19 protein-coding genes are annotated in these 18,769 nt (G+C 67.9%); 12 read left to right on the forward strand and 7 right to left on the reverse strand.

The window, feature by feature from the left end; genetic code table 11:
* Positions 1-7: 7 nt before the first annotated feature.
* Entirely contained in the window at positions 8-958 is a 951-nt protein-coding gene (locus tag DYI37_RS07460) for a ParB/RepB/Spo0J family partition protein (protein WP_116682955.1), read from the forward strand.
* 106 nt (positions 959-1,064) lie between these two features.
* Here DYI37_RS07460 and DYI37_RS07465 read toward each other — a convergent pair whose 3' ends face one another.
* The 7 genes from DYI37_RS07465 to DYI37_RS07495 form a co-directional block, all read right to left on the reverse strand.
* Positions 1,065-1,316 carry an excalibur calcium-binding domain-containing protein gene (locus DYI37_RS07465; protein ID WP_116682598.1) on the reverse strand — a complete coding sequence of 84 codons (252 nt, stop codon included), beginning with the start codon at positions 1,314-1,316 and terminating at the stop codon, positions 1,065-1,067.
* Positions 1,317-1,482: 166 nt separating this feature from the next.
* Complete coding sequence (locus DYI37_RS07470; protein WP_245413822.1) at positions 1,483-3,009, reverse strand: fumarate hydratase; 1,527 nt, start codon at positions 3,007-3,009, stop codon at positions 1,483-1,485.
* Positions 3,006-4,493, reverse strand: coding sequence for a citrate lyase subunit alpha (gene citF, locus DYI37_RS07475; protein ID WP_116682600.1), 1,488 nt, complete (start codon positions 4,491-4,493; stop codon positions 3,006-3,008). The genes DYI37_RS07470 and citF overlap by 4 nt, the downstream gene beginning before the upstream one ends.
* Entirely contained in the window at positions 4,468-5,334 is an 867-nt protein-coding gene (locus DYI37_RS07480) for an HpcH/HpaI aldolase/citrate lyase family protein (RefSeq protein WP_245413823.1), read from the reverse strand. The genes citF and DYI37_RS07480 overlap by 26 nt, the downstream gene beginning before the upstream one ends.
* Positions 5,335-5,361: 27 nt before the next feature.
* Positions 5,362-6,111: a glucose 1-dehydrogenase gene (locus DYI37_RS07485; protein ID WP_116682601.1), complete on the reverse strand. Its 750-nt coding sequence runs from the start codon at positions 6,109-6,111 to the stop codon at positions 5,362-5,364.
* 12 nt (positions 6,112-6,123) lie between these two features.
* Positions 6,124-6,540: an ester cyclase gene (locus DYI37_RS07490; RefSeq protein ID WP_245413824.1), complete on the reverse strand. Its 417-nt coding sequence runs from the start codon at positions 6,538-6,540 to the stop codon at positions 6,124-6,126.
* Between the two features lie 27 nt (positions 6,541-6,567).
* Positions 6,568-7,503: a glutathione S-transferase family protein gene (locus tag DYI37_RS07495; RefSeq protein WP_116682603.1), complete on the reverse strand. Its 936-nt coding sequence runs from the start codon at positions 7,501-7,503 to the stop codon at positions 6,568-6,570.
* A 361-nt stretch (positions 7,504-7,864) separates the two neighbouring features.
* Here DYI37_RS07495 and DYI37_RS07500 point away from each other — a divergent pair, with 361 nt between their 5' ends.
* From DYI37_RS07500 to DYI37_RS07545, 11 genes are all read left to right on the forward strand, one after another.
* Complete coding sequence (locus DYI37_RS07500; protein ID WP_116682957.1) at positions 7,865-8,821, forward strand: LysR family transcriptional regulator; 957 nt, start codon at positions 7,865-7,867, stop codon at positions 8,819-8,821.
* 100 nt (positions 8,822-8,921) lie between these two features.
* Positions 8,922-9,719 (forward strand): SDR family NAD(P)-dependent oxidoreductase, encoded by a 798-nt coding sequence (locus DYI37_RS07505; protein ID WP_116682604.1) that lies wholly within the window; start codon positions 8,922-8,924, stop codon positions 9,717-9,719.
* A 14-nt stretch (positions 9,720-9,733) separates the two neighbouring features.
* Positions 9,734-10,339, forward strand: coding sequence for a glutathione S-transferase family protein (locus DYI37_RS07510; RefSeq protein WP_158555109.1), 606 nt, complete (start codon positions 9,734-9,736; stop codon positions 10,337-10,339).
* Between the two features lie 46 nt (positions 10,340-10,385).
* Positions 10,386-11,837: an aldehyde dehydrogenase family protein gene (locus DYI37_RS07515; RefSeq protein WP_116682606.1), complete on the forward strand. Its 1,452-nt coding sequence runs from the start codon at positions 10,386-10,388 to the stop codon at positions 11,835-11,837.
* Between the two features lie 374 nt (positions 11,838-12,211).
* A complete protein-coding gene (locus DYI37_RS19940; protein ID WP_158555110.1) occupies positions 12,212-12,364 on the forward strand; it encodes a hypothetical protein in 153 nt (50 codons plus the stop codon).
* Entirely contained in the window at positions 12,357-13,259 is a 903-nt protein-coding gene (locus DYI37_RS07520) for a (2Fe-2S)-binding protein (protein WP_116682607.1), read from the forward strand. Before DYI37_RS19940 ends, DYI37_RS07520 begins: the two co-directional genes overlap by 8 nt.
* A 158-nt stretch (positions 13,260-13,417) precedes the next feature.
* Entirely contained in the window at positions 13,418-13,822 is a 405-nt protein-coding gene (locus tag DYI37_RS19945; protein ID WP_158555111.1) for a hypothetical protein, read from the forward strand.
* 236 nt (positions 13,823-14,058) lie between these two features.
* Positions 14,059-15,387, forward strand: a complete 1,329-nt coding sequence (locus DYI37_RS07530; RefSeq protein WP_116682608.1) for a UDP-glucose dehydrogenase family protein — start codon at positions 14,059-14,061, stop codon at positions 15,385-15,387.
* Between the two features lie 19 nt (positions 15,388-15,406).
* Entirely contained in the window at positions 15,407-16,408 is a 1,002-nt protein-coding gene (locus tag DYI37_RS07535) for an NAD-dependent epimerase/dehydratase family protein (RefSeq protein ID WP_116682609.1), read from the forward strand.
* Positions 16,409-16,558: 150 nt separating this feature from the next.
* Entirely contained in the window at positions 16,559-17,128 is a 570-nt protein-coding gene (locus DYI37_RS07540) for a GbsR/MarR family transcriptional regulator (RefSeq protein WP_116682610.1), read from the forward strand.
* Positions 17,129-17,348: 220 nt separating this feature from the next.
* Complete coding sequence (locus DYI37_RS07545) at positions 17,349-18,767, forward strand: cytochrome ubiquinol oxidase subunit I (protein WP_116682611.1); 1,419 nt, start codon at positions 17,349-17,351, stop codon at positions 18,765-18,767.
* Positions 18,768-18,769 lie beyond the last annotated feature (2 nt).

Genomic DNA, 18,769 nt, shown 5'->3' on the forward strand with positions numbered 1-18,769 from the left:
GGGTGCGATGAGCGACGATCGATCACGCCAGAGACTGGGACGGGGGCTCGCGGCCCTCATCGGTGCGCAGAACCATTCGGGATTCGCGCCTGCGGGCCAGGCGGCGAAGGAGCCGAAGCCCGAGGAGACGGTGCGGCCCGACCACGTGGTCGCCCTCGACCGCATCACCGCCAATCCGAACAATCCGCGCCGCACCTTCGGCGAGGAGGATATCGCCGATCTCGCCCAGTCGGTGAAGAAGCACGGCATCGTGCAGCCGCTTCTGGTCCGGCCCAATCCGGATCTCGAAGGCGGCTACGAGATCGTCGCCGGCGAGCGCCGCTTCCGGGCCGCCCGGGCGGCGGGCCTCGAGACGGTGCCCGTGGTGGTGCGCGATATCGGCAATCGCCAGTCCATCGAGATCGCGCTGATCGAGAACGTCCAGCGCACCGATCTCAATGCGGTGGAAGAGGCGCAGGCCTATGAGCTCCTGATCGAGGAGCACGGCTATACCCAGGCCGATCTCGCCGAGACGCTGGCCAAGAGCCGCAGCCATGTGGCGAACATGCTGCGGCTCCTGAAGCTGCCGACGAGCGTGCGCGAGATGATCGTCGCCGGCACCCTGTCGCCGAGCGCCGCCCGCACGCTGATCGGCTCGGACGACCCGGAAACGGTGGCGCGGCTCATCGTCAAGGATGGGCTCAGCGTGCGCGAGGCCGAGGAGATCGCCCGCAGCGCGGCGAACCAGAACGAGGCGGCGGACGAGTTTGCGAGTGGCGCGGCGGAGGCGGGGTCCCCGGCTGGCGCATCGGCGAGCCGGACGGGCGATGCCGAGATCGGCGCGATCGAGGAGCGGCTCGCCGCCCATCTCGCCATGCGGGTGAGCCTCAAGGGCAAGCGGTCCAAGGGAAGCCTGAAGATCGATTACCGCTCGCCCGAAGAACTCGACGACATCCTCTCCCGCCTCGGCCTGTCCTGAGGCGCGGGATGCACCCGGGCACTTGCGTACCTGGGTAACCGGGCACCCACGCAAGCTCGGCGCCGGGGAAGACGCGGCGGGACCGGAAGGGCGGCCGGTATCGCGATCAGCGGTCGCAGCCGATCTCCTGCATGATCTCGACCACCTGCTGGCGCGAGGAGCAGACATTCTCGCACGGAATACCGTCATTGTCGCCATCGGCACGGTTGTGCTGGCCGGCGCACCAGGCGGTGACCGCCTGGCGGCAATTGGCGTAGTCGGTGCATCGCGCGGCGAAGGCCGGCGCGGCATTGGCGAGAATCACCACGGCGAGGACGGCGGTGCGGGCGCCGGTGCGGGGCAGGGACGAACGGGACACGTGAAACTCATAGGTTGTTGCGATTTTCGTTACAACCTAGACGAGTTATTTGGCAAGCCAAGCTTATTGTCCGTGTCCGGCTGACGGCCGGACCGATTGCCGCGCGGCTCGTGGGTTTCCGCCGGACCTGCGGCCGATCCGAAGACCGGCCGTCGGGCGGGTTCCGTCAGGCCGGTTCCGTGACCGCGCGGCGCCAGCGCTTCGGGCCGATCGCGTGGACCGAATTCCCCTCCACATCCACCGCCACCGTCACCGGCATGTCCTTGACGCGAAGCTCGTAGATCGCCTCCATTCCGAGATCCTCGAAGGCGACGGGCTTTGCCGCCTCGATCGCCTTGGAGACGAGATAGGCCGCGCCCCCGACCGCGATGAGATAAGCGGCGCGGTGGTGGCGGATCGCCTCGATGGCGGCAGGTCCCCGCTCCGCCTTGCCGATCATGAGCTTGAGCCCTGTCGCGGCGAGCACCCGGTCCGTGAACTTGTCCATGCGCGTGGCCGTGGTGGGACCGGCCGGGCCGATCACTTCGTCGCCGACGGCATCCACGGGGCCGACATAGTAGATGGCGCGGCCCTTCAGATCGACGGGGAGGGGAGTGCCGGCATCCAGCATCTCGACCATGCGCTTATGGGCGGCGTCCCGGCCGGTATAGAGCGTGCCCGACAGGAGCAGCGTCTCGCCGGGGGTGAGCGATGCGATCACCTCGTCGTCCAGCGCGTCGAGATCGAGATGGCGAGCGTTGGCATTGGCCCGTTCCAGAAGGATCTCCGGCCAGTCGCCCATATCCGGCGGGGTGAACCGGGCGGGGCCGGACCCGTCGAGGGTGAAGTGCAGATGGCGCGTCGCTGCGCAATTGGGGATGAGGCCGACGGGAAGCGAGGCGGCATGGGTGGGGAAGGACCTGATCTTCACGTCCAGCACGGTGGTGACGCCGCCGAGCCCCTGGGCGCCGATGCCGAGGGCGTTGACCCGCTCGTAGATTTCGAGGCGCAGCTCCTCGGTGCGGTTGGCGGGCCCTCGGCGGCGAAGATCGGCCATGTCGATGGGATCGTTCATCGCCTTCTTGGCGAGGGCCATCGCCTTGTCGGCCGAACCGCCGACGCCGATGCCGAGGATGCCGGGCGGGCACCAGCCGGCGCCGAGGCTTTCCACCGTCTCCACCACCCAGTCGGCGATACTGGCGGAGGGATTGAGGACGGCGAATTTCGCCTTGTTCTCCGAGCCGCCGCCCTTGGCCGAGACGTGGACGTCCAGCCGGTCGCCGGGAACGATCTCGACCGAGAGCATTGCGGGCGTGTTGTCGCCGGAGTTCTTCCGCGCACCCAGCGGATCGAGAACGATCGAGGCGCGAAGCGGATTGGCGTCGAAGCGGTAGGCGCGGGCGACGGCCTCGTCCACCACCTCCTGGAGCGGGCGCGACAGATCGAGGCGCACGTCCTGGCCGATGGCGAGGAAGACATTGGCGGTTCCGGTATCCTGGCAGATCGGCCGGCGGCCCATGGCGGCCATGCGCGAATTGACGAGGATCTGGGCCATGGCGTCCCTGGCGCCCTGGCTTTCCTCACGCTCCCATGCCGCCGCCATCGCCCGTACGAAATCGGGTGGATGATAGTAGCTGATATACTGGAAGGCCTCGGCGATCGAGTCGATCAGGTCCGTCTCTGCGATCATGGTCATGGGGGTCTGCGGGCTCATGGGGCGTCTTCCATCTGGCGAACGGTATCGGTGATCGAGCCGTCGCGATATTCGCAGGTCGCGACGACGCGCCCGGTGGCGCGCGGCGGGGTCGGCTGGCTCGCTGCCTTCGTCGCCTCGGCCGCGAGATCCTCGATGGACCTGACGTTCAGATCGGCCGCGCGCAGCCGTTCGGCAAGGTCGGCGCGCGCCGGATTGACCGCGATGCCCTGATCGGTGACGAGAACGTCGATGGTGGTGCCGGGCGTCGTCAGCGTCGTGACCTCGGGAACCAGTTTGGCGAAACCGGCCGCCGTCAGCCGCGTGGTGATGATCGAAAGCTGCGCCCCCGCCGCCGTGTCCGCGTGGCCGCCCGAGCCGCCGATGAGGATGCCGCCGGCCTTGGTGGTGACGTTGACGTTGAAGGCGAGATCGATCTCGGCGGCGCCGAGGACCACCGCGTCCACCCGGTCGACCACGGCGCCGCCGAGATGGGGCGCGGCATAGGTCGCGGCCGACATCGCCTGATGGCGCGGATCGCTCTGATAGGAGCGGACGGCGTCGAGATCGAAGCACTGGACGTCCATGAGGGTGCGGAAGAGACCGGCCTTCAGCATCTCCACGTGAAAGCCGGTGATGCCGCCCGAGGCGAAGCTCCCCGTCACGCCGCGCCGGGTCATCTCGCGCCCGACGGCGGCGGCGGTGGCGAGCGAAATGCCGCCGGCTCCGGTCTGAAAGGAGAAGCCGTCGACGAGGAGCCCGCTCGCGGCGATGACGGCGGCGGCCTGTTCGCCGATGCCGAGGCTGACGGGTTCCGTCGCAGGCCGCGTGGTGCCCGAGGCGATGCCGGAGGGATCGCCGATGCTCTCCACCGCGACGACGAAATCGACCTTGCCTTGCGAGATGTCGATGGGCTGGACCGGGAAGGGCACGAGGCTGTCGGTGACCGCGACCACGTGACGGGCGACCTCCACATCGGTCTGGGGATAGCCGAGGGTTCCGCAGGCGGTCTTGCCGGCCCGGCCCGAGATATTGCCGAGATCGTCGGCGGCGGGGGCCGCGACGAAGGCGGCGTCGACGACGAGCTCGCCCATATCGAGCGCCCGTGCCCGGCCGCCATGGGTGCGCATGACGACGGGTTCGGGGACGAGCCCCCGGCTCACCGCCTCGCCGACGGGGCCCGAGATGAAGCTTGCCGAAAGCGTCGAGACGACGCCTGCGCGGATGTGATCGACGAGCGGCGCATGGACCGGGAAGATCGAGGTCGCGGCGACGTGAAGGTTCTTAAGGCCCCGCGCCGCCAGCGCGTCGAGGACCATGTTGAGGACCGCGTCGCCATTGCGCAGGTGATGGTGGAAGGAGACCGTCGCCCCGTCCCGAAGCTCGCAGGCCGCAATCGCCGCATCGAGGCTCGGCAGGAGCTTGGTGCGGCGGGCAGCGCCCTTGCGGATGGAGCCGGCCCCTTGCCGGGCGGCGCGGTCAGTGGTCTCGGTCTGGTGAAGCATCACCGCCTCCTTGCTTGTCTCGTGCGCGCGAGAGGATGCGCCGTGCGGCGTCCTCGACCGGCTTGTCGATCATCCGTCCGTCGAGGGCGACGGCACCCGCGCCCGCGCCCGCGCTTGCCGCGAGAACGCGGCGGGCCCATTCGAGGTCTTCCTCGCTCGGCGCGAAACCGGCGCGGCACGGCTCGACCTGCGCGGGGTGAATCAGGAGCTTGCCCCCGAAGCCGAAGGCGCGGGCCTTCGCGGCCTCTTCCCGCGTCTTTTCCGCGTCGAGATCCGGGGTGACGCTGTCGACGGGGGCGGGCTTGCCGGCGAGCCGCGAGCGCCAGACGAGGTGCTGGCGGGCAAGCGACAGGGCCTCGAAGCTAGGCTCGGCGCCGATATCGAGCGCGTAGTCGAGATGGCCGAAGACGGCCCGCACGGCGCCGGGTGCGGCGAGAAGATGGTCGATCCGATCGAGGCCGAGCGCGGTCTCGATCTGGACGAGAACGTCGAGATCGCGGCCCGCCGCCGATCGCAGCGCCGCGACGTCCTCGGCCCGCTCGGCCTTGGGCAGGAGAACCGCCCGGACCGGAACCTCTGCAAGAAGCGCGCAATCGGCCGCGAAGGCCTCGCTCGAATCGGGCCCATCGACGGCCGGATTGACCCGGATCACGATCCGGTGCCAGTCGATATCGGCCCCGCGCACCGCCTCCCGCGCCGCGGCCTTGGCCGCCGGGCGCACCGCGTCTTCCAGATCGAGGATCACCCGGTCCGCCCCCGAGGCGATCGCCTTGGCGAAGCGGTCGGGCCGGTCGGCCGGCACGAAGAGGAAGGTGACGGGATCGGTCATGCTCATGCTCATGCCCATGCTCTGCGTGTGGGGAACGCCTCAGATCGTGCGCCCGCCATCGACCTCGAGGACGACACCGGTGATGAATTCGGCCTCGTCGGAGACGAGATAGAGACAGGCGTTCGCGACGTCGCGCGGCTCCGACATGCGGCCGAGCGGGATGGTGCCGATGAACTTCTCCCGGTTCTCCGGCGTGTCCGGGGCGCCCATGAAGCTTTCCAGCATGGCGGTCGCGCCGACGACCGGGGCGACGCAGTTCACGCGAATCCTGTCGGGGGCGAGCTCGACCGCCATGGAGCGCGACAGGAGGTTCACCGCGCCCTTGCTCGAATTGTACCAGGTAAGGCCCGGACGCGGCCTGATGCCGGCGGTGGAGCCGATATTGACGATGACGCCGCCGCCGGCCTGCCGCATGACGGGCACGCAGGCATTGGCCATGTGGAAGATCGCCTTGACGTTGATCGCGTAGATCTTGTCGAACTCGTCTTCGCCGACGTCGAGCATGGGCTTGTTGCGATGGGTCCATCCGGCATTGTTGACGACGATGTCGAGCCCGCCGCCGAAGGCGCGCGTGGTCTCGACGGCGCCCTCGACAGCCTCCTTGGAGGTCACGTCGCCGGCGACCACTTTCGCCGCCTCGCCGATCCCGGCTGCGACCCGTTCGGCGCCCTCGCGGTTGATGTCCATGAGGACCACCTTGGCGCCTTCGCGCGCGAAGACCGTCGCGATCTCGGCCCCGAAACCCGATCCCGCGCCGGTGACGAGGGCCGTCTTGTCCTGAAGTCTCATCGCGAAGTCTCCCTATTGCGCGCCGAGCTGCTTCTGAAGTGTGGCATTGTCGATGGCCGGCCACTGCTCGGCGATCATGCCGTCCTCCATGCGGAAGAGGTCGAGGACGGCGACGTCGAAACGCCTGCCGGTGGGATCGAGATCGCCGAAGGGACCGGAATGGACGCCCCGGAACCGAAGCCGGATCAGCACCTTGTCGTTCTCGGCGACCGTATCCTGAACGTCGAGCTCGATGTCGGAGAACGCGCCGAGAAGCAGGTCGCCGAGCTTCAGGACGCCCTCCGGCCCGACCACGTCGAAGGGCAGGGTTTCGTCGTGCCGCACATAGTCGGGCCGGACATTGGCTTCCAGCCAGTCCCGGTCCTTGGAGGCGAAAGCCTTGAAATAGTCCTTCGCCCGCTGGCGGTTGGCTTCGATCGTCTCGCTCATCATCGGGTCTCCCATAAGGTCTGTCGGTCAGGCCGCATCGCCGGCGGCGAGCGTTTCGAAGCCGGCGCGCGGGAAGTGGACGTGGACGCGGCCCGTCTCGGGCGTCTCGCGCGCGATCACGATCTCCTGGGCGTCGGCGGCGACGATCTCGCCGAAGACCGGCACCTTCGCATTGTCGTCGGGGGTGACCGAGACCCGCGTTCCGAGCGCAAGGCCCGAGGGATCGGCATCGGCGGAAAAGCCGTCGCCCGGCTCGCCATCGCGGGCCGCATCCACCGCCGCCTGCGGATCGATCTCGCGGGTGGGCTCGCGCTTCAGGGCGGCGATCCGGTCCATCCAGGCGGTGACGGCGGGGGACAGGTTCAGCTGCCGGTCGATCACCTCGGCCCCGGCATTGGCGCGCAGCAGCCAGAGCGAATGGTAGCAGGTGAGATCGGCGGCGCTGACGGCATCGCCGGTCAGGCAGGCATTGCGGGTGCCGAGCATCGAGGTCAGCCATTCGCCGAAGGCTGCGAGCTGCTGCACGAAGATCGGCTGCAGCGGGTCCATGGCGGGCTTGGAGATGTCGTAGCCGAGATAGTTGTCCTTGCGGTCCTTGAGGAAGGCCTCGGGCAGATGCTCGCCGATATGGCCGACGAGGAGGCCGACGGCCGGGCGCCAGGTGGAGCGGTCCCACCACAGGGACAGCGCCTTGGCGAGGCCCTCGCCATCGGGATAGAGGCTCGGCTCGGGTGCGATGCGCTCGAGAGCGCGCAGGATCATCTCGGTGTCGCAATAGATGTCGGCGCCGACCTGCAGCACCGGAAGGCGGCGATAGCCGCCGGTCAGCGCGTCGAGAAGCGGACGGGGCGGCACGGCCTCGACCTTGACCGAGGACCAGTCGAGCCGCTTGAGGCCGAGCGCCAGCCGGATCTTCTCGGAAAAGGGCGACAGGTCGTAGTGATGAAGGATGATGTCGGTCATGGGTCTCGCGCTCCTCCGCGAAGGACCATGAGACCCGATCCGACGATCGGGGCCTCATGGTCCGCTGTCCTGTCTTCGCATCGGATCGCCCGCAAACAGATCCTCACCCTCGGGGGCCGATGCCTTGCCGGGCCCGCGCCGTTTTCCCTCAGCGCCCTCCCGGAGCGCACCCTATCAGCCGGAGCGGGCGCTCGCGTAAGACCCATTTCATGGCGGGGCCATAGGAAAGCCCTCTGGCACCGGCCGGAACGGGATGCCGGATGCCGTCTGCGATCGGGGCAGGGCCGTTCCGAACTGCGGCGCCTTAAGCATTCTCATCGCGCGCATGCGCGTTAGATCAGGACGGGGAGGGTCGCGCGGCGTGGATATTCGTCAGCTGAGATATTTCGTGGCGATCGCCGAGGAGGGCTCGCTCACGGCCGCCGCCCAGAGGGTGAACGTCGCCCAGCCCTCCCTTTCCCAGCACGTGATCGCGCTCGAACAGGAACTCGACGTGAAGCTTCTCGAACGCTCGCCGCGCGGGGTCTCGCTGACCCAGCCGGGCGAGGTGCTGCTGACCCATGCCCGCGAGGTGATCGCGGCCCTCGAGCGGGCGCGCGAGGCGGTTCGCCAGTCGGACGAGGCGCCCCGGGGCGAGGTGGCCTTCGGCCTGCCGAGTTCGATCGCCATGGTGCTGTCTGTGCCGCTTGCCGAGACCGTGCGGCTCGAGCTTCCGAAGGTGAAGTTCCGGGCGATCGACGCCATGAGCGGCTTCATCAAGACCTGGCTGGAAGACCAGTCGATCGATCTCGGCATCCTCTACGATCTGGGATCGGTGCGCCATCTCAGCCATCGCGAGCTGATGACGGAGGAACTGCACTTCTTCTCCGCCCCCGATGCCTGGCCGTTTAAGACCGCGCCGGGCTCGCCGGTTCCCCTGAAGGCGCTGGAAGGGGTGGAGCTGGTGCTGCCCTCGCCCCATCACGGCCTGCGCAGCATGATCGACCGCATCGCCAGGGGCCAGGGCGTCGCCCTCCACGTTACGACCGAAATGGATGGGCTCGGCCAGATCAAGACCATGGTCGCGCGCGGCAGCGGCTACACGGTTCTCGCGCCGGCGGCCGCGATCGACTTCGTGGAGCGGGGCGAGCTGATCATGGCGCCGATCGTCGAGCCGGCGATGGTGCGGCCGGTCTATCTCGTGCGCAATCCTGCCAAGCCCGAGACGCGGGCAAGCCGCGAGATGGAGCGGCTGACCCTCGACGTGATCCACGATCTCGTCGCGCGCGGGATCTGGCAGGCGCTGGATACGTCCCGAACCGCCCTTCACGCGAGCTAGACGAAAAGCGAATGGCGCCCAGAGCACAACTCTATTGGCGCTCTGCCTGCCGCCGGCACACATGGAGCCCCATGAATCTGGGCAGGGAGGCTGGTCCGCCATGGGCGAGAGGCTGAAAGACAAGGTCGTCTTCTTTTCGGGTGCGGGGTCGATCGGGCCCGGCTGGGGCAACGGCAAGGCGGCGGCCGTCGCCATGGCGCGCGAGGGGGCGAGGATCTTCGCCCTCGACGTGAACGCCGACGCCGTGGAGGAGACCGCCTCGATCATCCGCGAGGAAGGCAACAGGGTCGAGACCTTCGTCTGCGACGTCTCGAAGGGCGATCAGGTGGAGGCCGCCGTCAAGGCCTGCATGGAGGCGTTCGGCCGGATCGACGTCCTCGACAACAATGTGGGCGTCATCGATCCGGGCGGGCCCGAGGATCTCACCGAGGCCCAGTGGGACCGGCTGATGGCGATCAACGTCAAGTCGATCTATCTGACCTGCCGCAACATCCTGCCGATCATGACGAAGCAGGGCGGCGGCGCGATCGTCAACGTCTCCTCGATCGCATCCACCCATTCGCTCGGCTATTCCTGCATCAGCTATTCGGCCTCCAAGGGTGCGGTGAACGCCTTTACCCGCGACATCGCGCTGAATTACGGACCGAAGGGAATCCGCTGCAACACGATCCTGCCGGGGCTCATGAACACGCCGCTGATCCATGCCGGCAACGTGACCTCGGTCTATGGTTCGACCGAGGAGATGGTTCGCCAGCGCGATGCGCTGGTGCCGATCGGCAAGATGGGCGACGGCTGGGACGTCGCCTGGGCGAGCGTGTTCCTCGCCTCCGACGAAGCCAAGCACATCACCGGCATCGAACTGGTCGTCGATGGCGGCATCACGCTGAAGGTGAAATGAGAGGGCCCGGCGCCATGCATCTCTTCGTCAACACCACCTCGCCCTTCGTGCGGATCGTGCGCATCGCGATCGCGGAGAAGGGTCTCCGCGATCGCATCGGGACCGAAATCGTCGATCCCTGGGCCGATCCGGCGGATTTCCTTTCCGCCAACCCGGCCGGGCGCGTGCCGACGCTCGCGCTCGAGAACGGCACGGCGCTCGCCGAATCCCACTTCATCCTGCGCTATCTCGACGAGATCGCGCCGGAGCCGGCGATCTATCCGGCGAAGGGGCTCGCCGAGGCCCTTGCGACCGCAGCGCCCGCCTATGGCGCGATGGATGCGGCGACCGCGATCATCATCGGGCGCAAGTCGGCCGAGGACTTCGACACCGGCATGGTGGGCCAGAAGCGCTGGCGCAGCATGGCGGAGGGCCTGAAGCGGCTCGACGCGAACCCGCCATGCGACTTCGCCACCCGGGTCGATATCGGCAATATCGTCGCCGTGACGGCTCTCGACTATATTCTCTTCCGCTACACGGACCGGGACTGGCTGGCCGAACTGCCGACCCTTGCCGAATGGCGCGAGCGCCAGAAGGGTCGCGCCTCGATCGACGAGACCATGCCCTATATTGCGGGTTGAACCGCGAAGGCCGGACACAGCCGGCACGAAGAGGACGCCAGACGCCATGAACACCCATCAGTCGATCTCATCATCCGATCTCGCCAAGCTCGATCACTGGATCGGCGGGCGATCCGTGACGCCTGCGGGCGGCGGTTACTTCGAGACGGTCGATCCGCGCACGGGGACGAAAGCGCTGAAGGTCGCGCTGGGCGACGCCTCGGACGTCCAGAAGGCGGTGGATGCGGCCAAGGGCGCGGCGAAGGACTGGCGCTTCTTCGTTGCGGCCGAGCGCGGCAAGCTGCTTCTCGCGCTCGCCGCCAAGCTGCGCGAGAACAAGGCGCGGCTCGCCGAGATGGAAATGCAGGATTCGGGCAAGCCGAAGGCCCTCGCCGAGACGGAGATCGAGGGGGCGATCAACTATTTCACCTTCTATGGCAGCCTCGTCTATCTGCCGGTGGGCGAGGTTCTCGACGTCGCGCCGGACCAGCACGTGTTCACCCGGCGCGAGCCCTTCGGCGTAATCGGCATCATCACGCCGTGGAACCTGCCGATCAACCAGGCGGCAAGGGCTGCCGCGCCCGCGCTCGTCGCCGGCAACACGGTGGTCTGCAAGCCCTCCGAGATCACCTCCCAGACGACGGTGGAGATGGCGAAGCTCGCAAGCGAGGTCGGCTTCCCGGACGGCGTCCTCAACGTGGTCCTGGGCGATGGCGAGACCGTAGGCTCTGCGATCGTGAAGAACGAGGCGGTGCGCAAGGTTGCGTTCACGGGATCGGTCCCGGTCGGCCGGGCGATCGGAAAGATCGCGGCCGAGCGGATCATCCCGCTGACGCTGGAACTCGGCGGCAAGTCGGCGAACATCGTCTTCGAGGATGCCGATCTGGACGCCGCCGCCAAGGATTCGGTGAAGGCCTTCACGCTGAATGCGGGCCAGGTCTGCTCGGCGCTGACCCGGCTTCTCGTCCAGAAGCCCGTCTACGACGCCTTCCTGGAGAAGATCCGGGCCGAGGCCGAGACGATGACGCCGGGCGACAATCTCGGCCCGATCATCACGCCCGGCCAGTACGAGCGGGTGAAGAGCTATTTCGACGTGGCCAAGGAAGACGGTGCGCGCACCCTGACCGGAGGCGAGACGGCGGAGGTCGCGGACCGGCAGGGCGGCTTCTGGGTGAAGCCCACCATCTATGCCGACGTCACCAACGAGATGCGGATCGCCCGCGAGGAGATCTTCGGCCCGGTGCTGACGGTGATCCCGTTCGAGACCGAGGAGGAGGCGATCAGGATCGCCAACGATTCCGAATACGGCCTGATCGGCACGCTCTGGACGAAGGATATCGGCCGCGCGATGCGCGTCTCGGACCTGATCGAGGCGGGGCAGATCTTCGTCAATGTCGGCAATACGATGAGCGTCCAGACCCCGTTCGGCGGCTACAAGAACTCCGGCTATGGCCGCGAGAAGGGGATCGAGGCGATCCACCACTATTCGCAGCTGAAGACCGTGACGATGAAGTTCTGACACGAGCCGCCGGTGCGGGCGCGAAGCGCTCCGTGGCGGCGCCGGAATTCCCGTTGCTCCGGCGGGTGCCTGGGCGACGGGAGACCTAGACGTGGCGACATCCCGCAGCCCGGCGCCCGTCGCCGGGCTCTCTGCATCCGGGCACGCTGGACGTGCAGCCTCTTCGTGCGGCCGGATGTCGGCGCTTCGCTTCGAGCCCCGACCGGATCTGAACCCTGCGCGCGGATCAGTGGCTCGTCGTCGAATATAATATGATGTTCAATATCCTGTTTTATTGACGATCGTCGCGGCGAGGTTGTAGGATCGGCCGCGAAGGCAGGATCGGGTCCCACGGTCCTTTGGCTGAATCGTGGGCCGATGACCGGAACCCCGACATGCGCGATCCTCATCTGCAAGACGACGAGGCCCCGACCGCAACGGGCACGGGGCACACCGTCGCGATCGGCGTTGGGCCGGCGACCGGGGGTGCGTTTCTCCTCTTCGGGCGCATGAACCGGGCGCCGGGCGAAGGGCTCGTCCATGGCTGAGACGTGGGCCGCACACGCTGGCGGATATGGACGAGGCGAGACGCCCGTTGCGGGGCCTGAGGCGCGCGAGGCTCCGTGGACGCTCGGGGAGGCGCTGGCGGCCGCACGGCTCGACTGGCCGGCTCTGCCGGTCTCGCTCGGGGCGCCGGGCGAGGGCTGGCGGGACGTGGCGGCGCTCTTCGAGGACGAGGACGCGATCACCGCCTGGCTCGCCTTTCGCGCCCGCTCCTATCCCGGCACCGACCTGAAGGCGGCCGCCGCCTTCGTGCTCGCCGATTACGCCTATCTCCTGACCATGGTCACCGCGCCGCTCTTCGTCGGCTTCGGCCTCGTTCCCGATCTCATCCCCGGCAATGTCCATCTGCGTTATGCGGGCCTTGGAGGCGAAAGTGGAGAAAGAGGTGTCGAGAGCGATGCGAACCCCGGGGCCGAATTGCGGTTCGCAAGCGAGGCGGCATTCGCTGAGCCGGCGGTTCCGGTCGTCTCCCCATCGCTCTGCGACCACTATCGCCGGGCGGTGGAAGCGCATGTCGCCCCGCTCGTCGAGACGTTGTCCGGCCGGTCTCGTCTCGCGCGCTCGGCCTTCTGGCGCCTCGTCGCCGATGCTGTCGCCTTCGCCTTCCTCGATGCGGGTGAGAGGGTGGGGCGCATCGATTATGCGACGGAATGCGCGCTTGCGGTCGTGAAGCAGGCGGGCTCGCCGCTTTCGAACCGCCAGACCGGCTTCGTCGATCTTCTGCCCGAGGGGGAGGCGGGCGCGATGGCCTGTCCCCGCCGCTTTCGCGTGCGCGGCGGATGCTGCCGCTACTACACCGTGACCGGCGGCTCCTATTGCGCGCCCTGCGTTCTGAAGCGGCCCGCCGACCGGGACCGCGACCTGCGCAGCCTGATCTGACGCCGCCCAACCGGCCTCTGGCCCCGGGGCTCTTCGCACACGCCCGGATGGCGCGACGACCGGCGGCGATGTTTCGGCCGGATCTTGGGGAAGTGCGCGAACCAAAGGCGGCGGCATGCATTGTCATGCAAGGCAATCATGCCCGGAGACACTTCATCATGCGCAGGACGCTCCTGACCCTCGCCGTTCTGATGACCTCGACGCTCGCGGTTTCCGCCCAGCAGCCTCCGCCCCCCGTCGATGGCCCGACGCCGCCCCCGGGCGCGAGCCAGACGCCGCCGCCGCCGCCCGGAGAGGGTGAAGCTCCCCCGCCGCCGCCGCCCCATCAGATGGGAGGACCCGGGCCCCATCACGGCCAGATGGGGCCGCGTCCCGGCCGGATGCCGCCGCCGCCGCCGCGCGCGGGCTTCGACATCCGCATGGGCAAGGACATGGGCATGCGCGTCGACTGCGGCGACCAGCCGATGGCCGAATGCGTGGAGCCGCTGCGCCCCTATATCGACAGGGTTCTCGAAATGGAGCCGGCCGCCCCGCCGCCGCCGCGTCGCGGCGCGCCGCGCTGAGGCGGGCAGGAGCCCGGGCGAAGACCGATCCCGACGAGTGGCCGGCGGTGACAGGCTGCCGGCTCGAGCCGCAGGCGGGCCACGCTCCGCCTGCGGCTTTTTCGTCGGAGACCCGGCTCGCAAGGCAGGTCTTCGGGCAAAGGCCGCGCCTGCGACATCGTCGCCAATCTGTCATCGGGATCGACTATCGGGGTAAAGATGACGGGATGGGACGACTGGAAGGCGGGGCCTGACTCATGAAGATCGCGATCGTCGGCGCCGGCTATGTCGGGCTCGTCTCGGGGGCCTGTTTCGCCGATTTCGGCTTCGAGGTGACCTGCGTCGATGCCAATCCGGACAAGATCGCCGCGCTGGAGGCCGGCAAGGTGCCGATCTACGAGCCGGGGCTTGCCGAGCTTCTCGATCGCTCCGTCCGGCGCGGGCTCATCCGCTTCACGTCCGACCTCGCCGGGGCGGTGGCCGGGGCCGAGGTGATCTTCATCGCCGTCGGAACCCCCTCGCGGCGCGGCGACGGCTATGCCGATCTCACCTATGTCTACAGCGCGGCCGAGGAGATCGGCCGGGCGATCGGCGCTTCCAGCGAGGGCCACAGGACGGTGGTGGTGAAGTCGACGGTTCCCGTCGGCACCGGTGACGAGGTGGAGCGCATCCTGTCGCGGACCCTCTCGCGCGAGCGCTTCGGCGTCGCCTCCAATCCAGAATTCCTGCGCGAGGGCGCGGCGATCGAGGACTTCAAGCGGCCGGACCGGGTGGTGGTCGGCACCGAGGACGAGCGCACGCGCCAGACCATGGCGCGGGTCTACCGGCCGCTCTCGCTCAACCAGGCGCCGGTCTTCTACACCGACCGGCGCTCTGCGGAGCTGACGAAATACGCCGCCAACGCCTTTCTCGCCACCAAGATCACCTTCATCAACGAGATGGCGGACCTGTGCGAGGCGACCGGGGCGAACGTGCAGGATGTCGCCCGCGGCATCGGCCTCGACCGGCGGATCGGCCCGAAATTCCTGAATGCCGGGCCCGGCTATGGCGGCTCCTGCTTTCCCAAGGACACGGTCGCGCTCATCAAGACCGCCCAGGACCACGGCACGCCGACGCGGATCGTGGAGACGGTGGCGAGCGTCAACGAGCAGCGCAAGCGGGCCATGGCCCGCAAGGTGGTGCGCGCCATGGGCGGCGAGGTGCGCGAGCGCACGGTCGCGATCCTCGGCCTCACCTTCAAGCCGAACACCGACGACATGCGCGACGCCCCCTCGATCGCCATCGTGCGGGGCCTTCAGGACGCGGGCGCGAGGATCGTCGCCTTCGACCCGGAGGGCGAGGCGAACGCCCGCGACGTGATGGAGAACGTCCGCTTCGCGCGCGACCCCTATGAATGCGCCAGAGGCGCCGATGCGGCGGTGATCGTGACCGAATGGGACGTGTTGCGCGCGCTCGATCTCGACCGGCTGAAGGCGGCGCTGGCCCGGCCCGTGCTGGTCGACCTGCGCAATGTCTACGAGCCGGAGGTGATGCGCGAGCGCGGCTTCGCCTATACGCCCATCGGGCGCGTGGACCCGTTCGCCTGAGGGCGGTAAGGGCAGGGGCATGGCACAGCGCACCATCCTCGTCACGGGAGCCGCCGGCTTCGTCGGCTTCCATCTCGTCCGCCACCTGACGGAGGGCGGCGCGAGGGTGGTCGGGATCGACAATCTCAACGCCTATTACGATCCGGCGCTCAAATCGGCCCGGCTGCGTCTTTTGGAGGAGATCCCGGCTTTCCGCTTCGAAAGGCTGGACCTTGCCGACCACGAGGGCGTGATGGACGCGGTGGCGCGCCACCGTCCGGACGTGGTGGTGCATCTGGCCGCCCAGGCCGGGGTGCGCCATTCGATCGAGGCGCCGCGTGCCTATGCTGCCTCCAATCTCGACGGTTTCCTCTCGGTGCTGGAGGCCTGCCGGCGCCATCCGCCGTCCCATCTCCTCTATGCCTCCTCGAGTTCGGTCTACGGCGCCAACACCAAGGTGCCGTTCGCCGAGAGCGATCCGGTGGACCTGCCGGTCTCCTTCTATGCGGCGACCAAGCGGGCGAACGAGGTGATGGCGCGCTCCTATGCCCATCTCTACGCGATTCCCTGCTCGGGCTTACGCTTCTTCACGGTCTACGGACCCTGGGGACGGCCGGACATGGCCTATTACGGTTTCACCGAGGCGATCCTCGAAGGGCGCCCGATCACCCTCTTCAACGGGGGACGGATGCGCCGCGACTTCACCTATGTCGGCGATGTGCTGGACGGGATCTGCGGGCTGATCGACCGGCCGCCGGGCAGCCACGACGTCGACGCGGGCGGGGCGCCGCACCAGATCTACAATATCGGCAACAACGAGCCGGTGGAACTCGCCCGCTTCGTCACCGCGATCGAGACGGCGACGGGATGCCGCGCCGAGCGGCGCTTCGAGGCGATGCAGCCGGGCGACGTGACCGAGACCTATGCCGATATCGCAAAGCTCGGCGCCCTGACCGGCTTTGCGCCGAAGACCTCCATCGAGGACGGAATGGCGCGCTTCGTCGCATGGTATCGCGAGTGGAGAGCGGGCCGGGCGGGGTAGAGGCTGCGAGGCGAGGGGCGTCTCCCCGGCCCACTCAACGTCTTCGCCAGGCGTGGTGCGCCTTCCCCCTGCGACAAGAAAAACCGATTGCTTTCCTGTCTTTCAGGCGTTACATGAATTTCAGAAATTACTGAAAACTGCGAAAGCGCCATGCAGGACCATCTCATCCGCGAATTCATGCTGCATTTCGGCGAGATGGGCTCGCGATGGGGGATCAACCGCACCGTCGGGCAGATCTACGCCGTCCTGTTCCTCTCCGAGGCGCCGCTCTGCGCCGACGATCTGGTGACGGTGACCGGCTTCTCGCGCTCCAATGTCTCCATGGGGCTGAAGGAGCTGCAGGGCTGGAATCTCGTCTCGATCCGCCGCATCGAGGGCGACCGGCGCGACTATTTCGCAACGCCCGAGGACATGTGGAAGATCGTGCGCACGCTGATCGCCGAGCGCAAGAAGCGGGAGATCGACCCGACCCTGTCGAAGCTGCGCGAGCTCGAACTCAGCACCCGGTCCGAGAGCTATTCGGCCCGCCGGCTCACCGAGCTGCGCGAGATGATCGAGACGATGACCGAGTTCTACGAGGAGATGAACCGCATCGAGACCAAGCGTCTCGTGGCGCTCATGAAGGCCGGCAACCGGATCGGCCGGCTCGTCGGCAAGACCGGCCAGATCATCCCCTTCGGCCGGCAGAGAAGCGACGAGGCCGAGGAGGCCGGCGGCTGAAGACCGTTTAAGGCCGCCTTCGCGAGGTCTTGAGGCCGCGCGGACGGTCTTCGAGACCATGACCCGACAGACGCGATCGACCCTGCGGAGGCGGGGCGAGCGCCTGCGACGACCCTTTCGCGCGCGATCGAAGAGATCACGCGGAAACGAGGACTTGCGTCCTCGCGCATGATCCCTGCCGCCGGGTGGCGACAGTCAACCTCGAAACAGGACAGACGGCATGTTCGAAGCCTTCGACGCGCTGATGCTGGCGCGAATCCAGTTCGCCTTCACCGTCAGCTTCCACTTTCTCTTCCCGGCCTTCTCGATCGGCCTCGCCAGCTATCTCTTCGTCCTCAACGCGCTGCATTATTCGACCGGCAAGCCGGTCTATCTGACGCTGTTCCAGTTCTGGAAGAAGATCTTCGCCCTCGCCTTCGCCATGGGCGTCGTCTCGGGCATCACCATGAGCTACCAGTTCGGCACCAACTGGTCGGTCTTCTCCGACCGGGCCGGCCCGGTGATCGGCGCGCCCATGGCCTATGAGGTCTTGTCGGCCTTCTTCCTCGAAGCCGGCTTCCTCGGCATCATGCTGTTCGGGCGCTCGCGCGTCGGCCCGCGCCTTCATCTCGTCGCGACCGGCGTCGTCGCCTTCGGCACCTTCCTGTCGGCCTTCTGGATCCTGTCGGTGAACAGCTGGATGCAGACGCCGGCGGGCTTCGAGATCGCCCCGAACGGCCAGTTCGTGCCGACCGATTTCTGGCAGGTGATCTTCAATCCCTCCTTCCCCTACAGGCTCGCCCATACGGTGACCGCCGCTTACCTCACCACCGCCTTCATTGTCGGCGGCGTCGGGGCCTATCAGCTCCTGCGCAAGAAGCGGCGCGAGGACCGGCCGGGCGCCCGGACCATGTTCTCCATGGCCATGTGGATGGCCGCCATCGTCGCTCCGATCCAGGTGTTTCTGGGCGATGCCCACGGCCTCAACACGCTGGAGCACCAGCCCCAGAAGGTGATGGCGATGGAGGGTCATTTCGACAGCCATCCGGACGGCGCGCCGCTGATCCTGTTCGGCATTCCGAACTCGGCCGAGAAGCGCATCGACTATGCGGTGGAGATCCCGAAGCTCTCCTCGCTGATCCTAAAGCACGATCTCGATGCCCCGCTCGCCGGGCTCGACACGATTCCCGAGGACGAGCAGCCGCCGGTGGGCATCGTCTTCTGGTCGTTCCGCGTGATGGTCGCCCTCGGCTTCCTGATGGTCGGCATCGGCTTCTGGAGCCTCTATGCGAGGTGGCGCGGCACGCTGTTCTCCGATCGCAAGCTGCACTGGACGGCCTTCCTCGCCGCGCCCTCGGGCCTCGTCGCGGTGATCGCCGGCTGGATCACCACCGAGGTCGGCCGCCAGCCCTATACGGTCTATGGCCTGATGCGCACGGCCGAGAGCGTCTCGCCCCTTTCGGCTGCGACGGTCGGGGCGACGCTCCTCGCCTTCATCGTCATCTACTTCGCCGTCTTCGGCGCGGGCACGTTCTACATCCTGCGGCTGATGAAGACCGGGCCGAAACCGATCGAGGACGATCGTCCCGACGGGCCGATCCGCACGGCCGGCATCACGCCGGCTCCCTCGATCGACGACAAGTTCATCCCGGCCGAATAGGA

Origin of the sequence: Fulvimarina endophytica, from assembly GCF_003403015.1 — a bacterium.
GTDB classification, from domain to species: domain Bacteria; phylum Pseudomonadota; class Alphaproteobacteria; order Rhizobiales; family Rhizobiaceae; genus Fulvimarina; species Fulvimarina endophytica.

Coding starts and splice junctions, on each gene's coding strand:
- DYI37_RS19940 (WP_158555110.1), top strand. CDS start 12,212: ATGCGCGATCCTCATCTGCAAGACGACGAGGCCCCGACCGCAACGGGC.
- DYI37_RS07460 (WP_116682955.1), top strand. CDS start 8: ATGAGCGACGATCGATCACGCCAGAGACTGGGACGGGGGCTCGCGGCC.
- DYI37_RS07515 (WP_116682606.1), top strand. CDS start 10,386: ATGAACACCCATCAGTCGATCTCATCATCCGATCTCGCCAAGCTCGAT.
- DYI37_RS07510 (WP_158555109.1), top strand. CDS start 9,734: ATGCATCTCTTCGTCAACACCACCTCGCCCTTCGTGCGGATCGTGCGC.
- DYI37_RS07470 (WP_245413822.1), bottom strand. CDS start 3,009: ATGAGCCCGCAGACCCCCATGACCATGATCGCAGAGACGGACCTGATC.
- DYI37_RS07495 (WP_116682603.1), bottom strand. CDS start 7,503: ATGACCGACATCATCCTTCATCACTACGACCTGTCGCCCTTTTCCGAG.
- DYI37_RS07490 (WP_245413824.1), bottom strand. CDS start 6,540: ATGAGCGAGACGATCGAAGCCAACCGCCAGCGGGCGAAGGACTATTTC.
- DYI37_RS07480 (WP_245413823.1), bottom strand. CDS start 5,334: ATGAGCATGAGCATGACCGATCCCGTCACCTTCCTCTTCGTGCCGGCC.
- DYI37_RS07535 (WP_116682609.1), top strand. CDS start 15,407: ATGGCACAGCGCACCATCCTCGTCACGGGAGCCGCCGGCTTCGTCGGC.
- citF (WP_116682600.1), bottom strand. CDS start 4,493: ATGCTTCACCAGACCGAGACCACTGACCGCGCCGCCCGGCAAGGGGCC.
- DYI37_RS07485 (WP_116682601.1), bottom strand. CDS start 6,111: ATGAGACTTCAGGACAAGACGGCCCTCGTCACCGGCGCGGGATCGGGT.
- DYI37_RS19945 (WP_158555111.1), top strand. CDS start 13,418: ATGCGCAGGACGCTCCTGACCCTCGCCGTTCTGATGACCTCGACGCTC.
- DYI37_RS07540 (WP_116682610.1), top strand. CDS start 16,559: ATGCAGGACCATCTCATCCGCGAATTCATGCTGCATTTCGGCGAGATG.
- DYI37_RS07520 (WP_116682607.1), top strand. CDS start 12,357: ATGGCTGAGACGTGGGCCGCACACGCTGGCGGATATGGACGAGGCGAG.
- DYI37_RS07530 (WP_116682608.1), top strand. CDS start 14,059: ATGAAGATCGCGATCGTCGGCGCCGGCTATGTCGGGCTCGTCTCGGGG.
- DYI37_RS07545 (WP_116682611.1), top strand. CDS start 17,349: ATGTTCGAAGCCTTCGACGCGCTGATGCTGGCGCGAATCCAGTTCGCC.
- DYI37_RS07505 (WP_116682604.1), top strand. CDS start 8,922: ATGGGCGAGAGGCTGAAAGACAAGGTCGTCTTCTTTTCGGGTGCGGGG.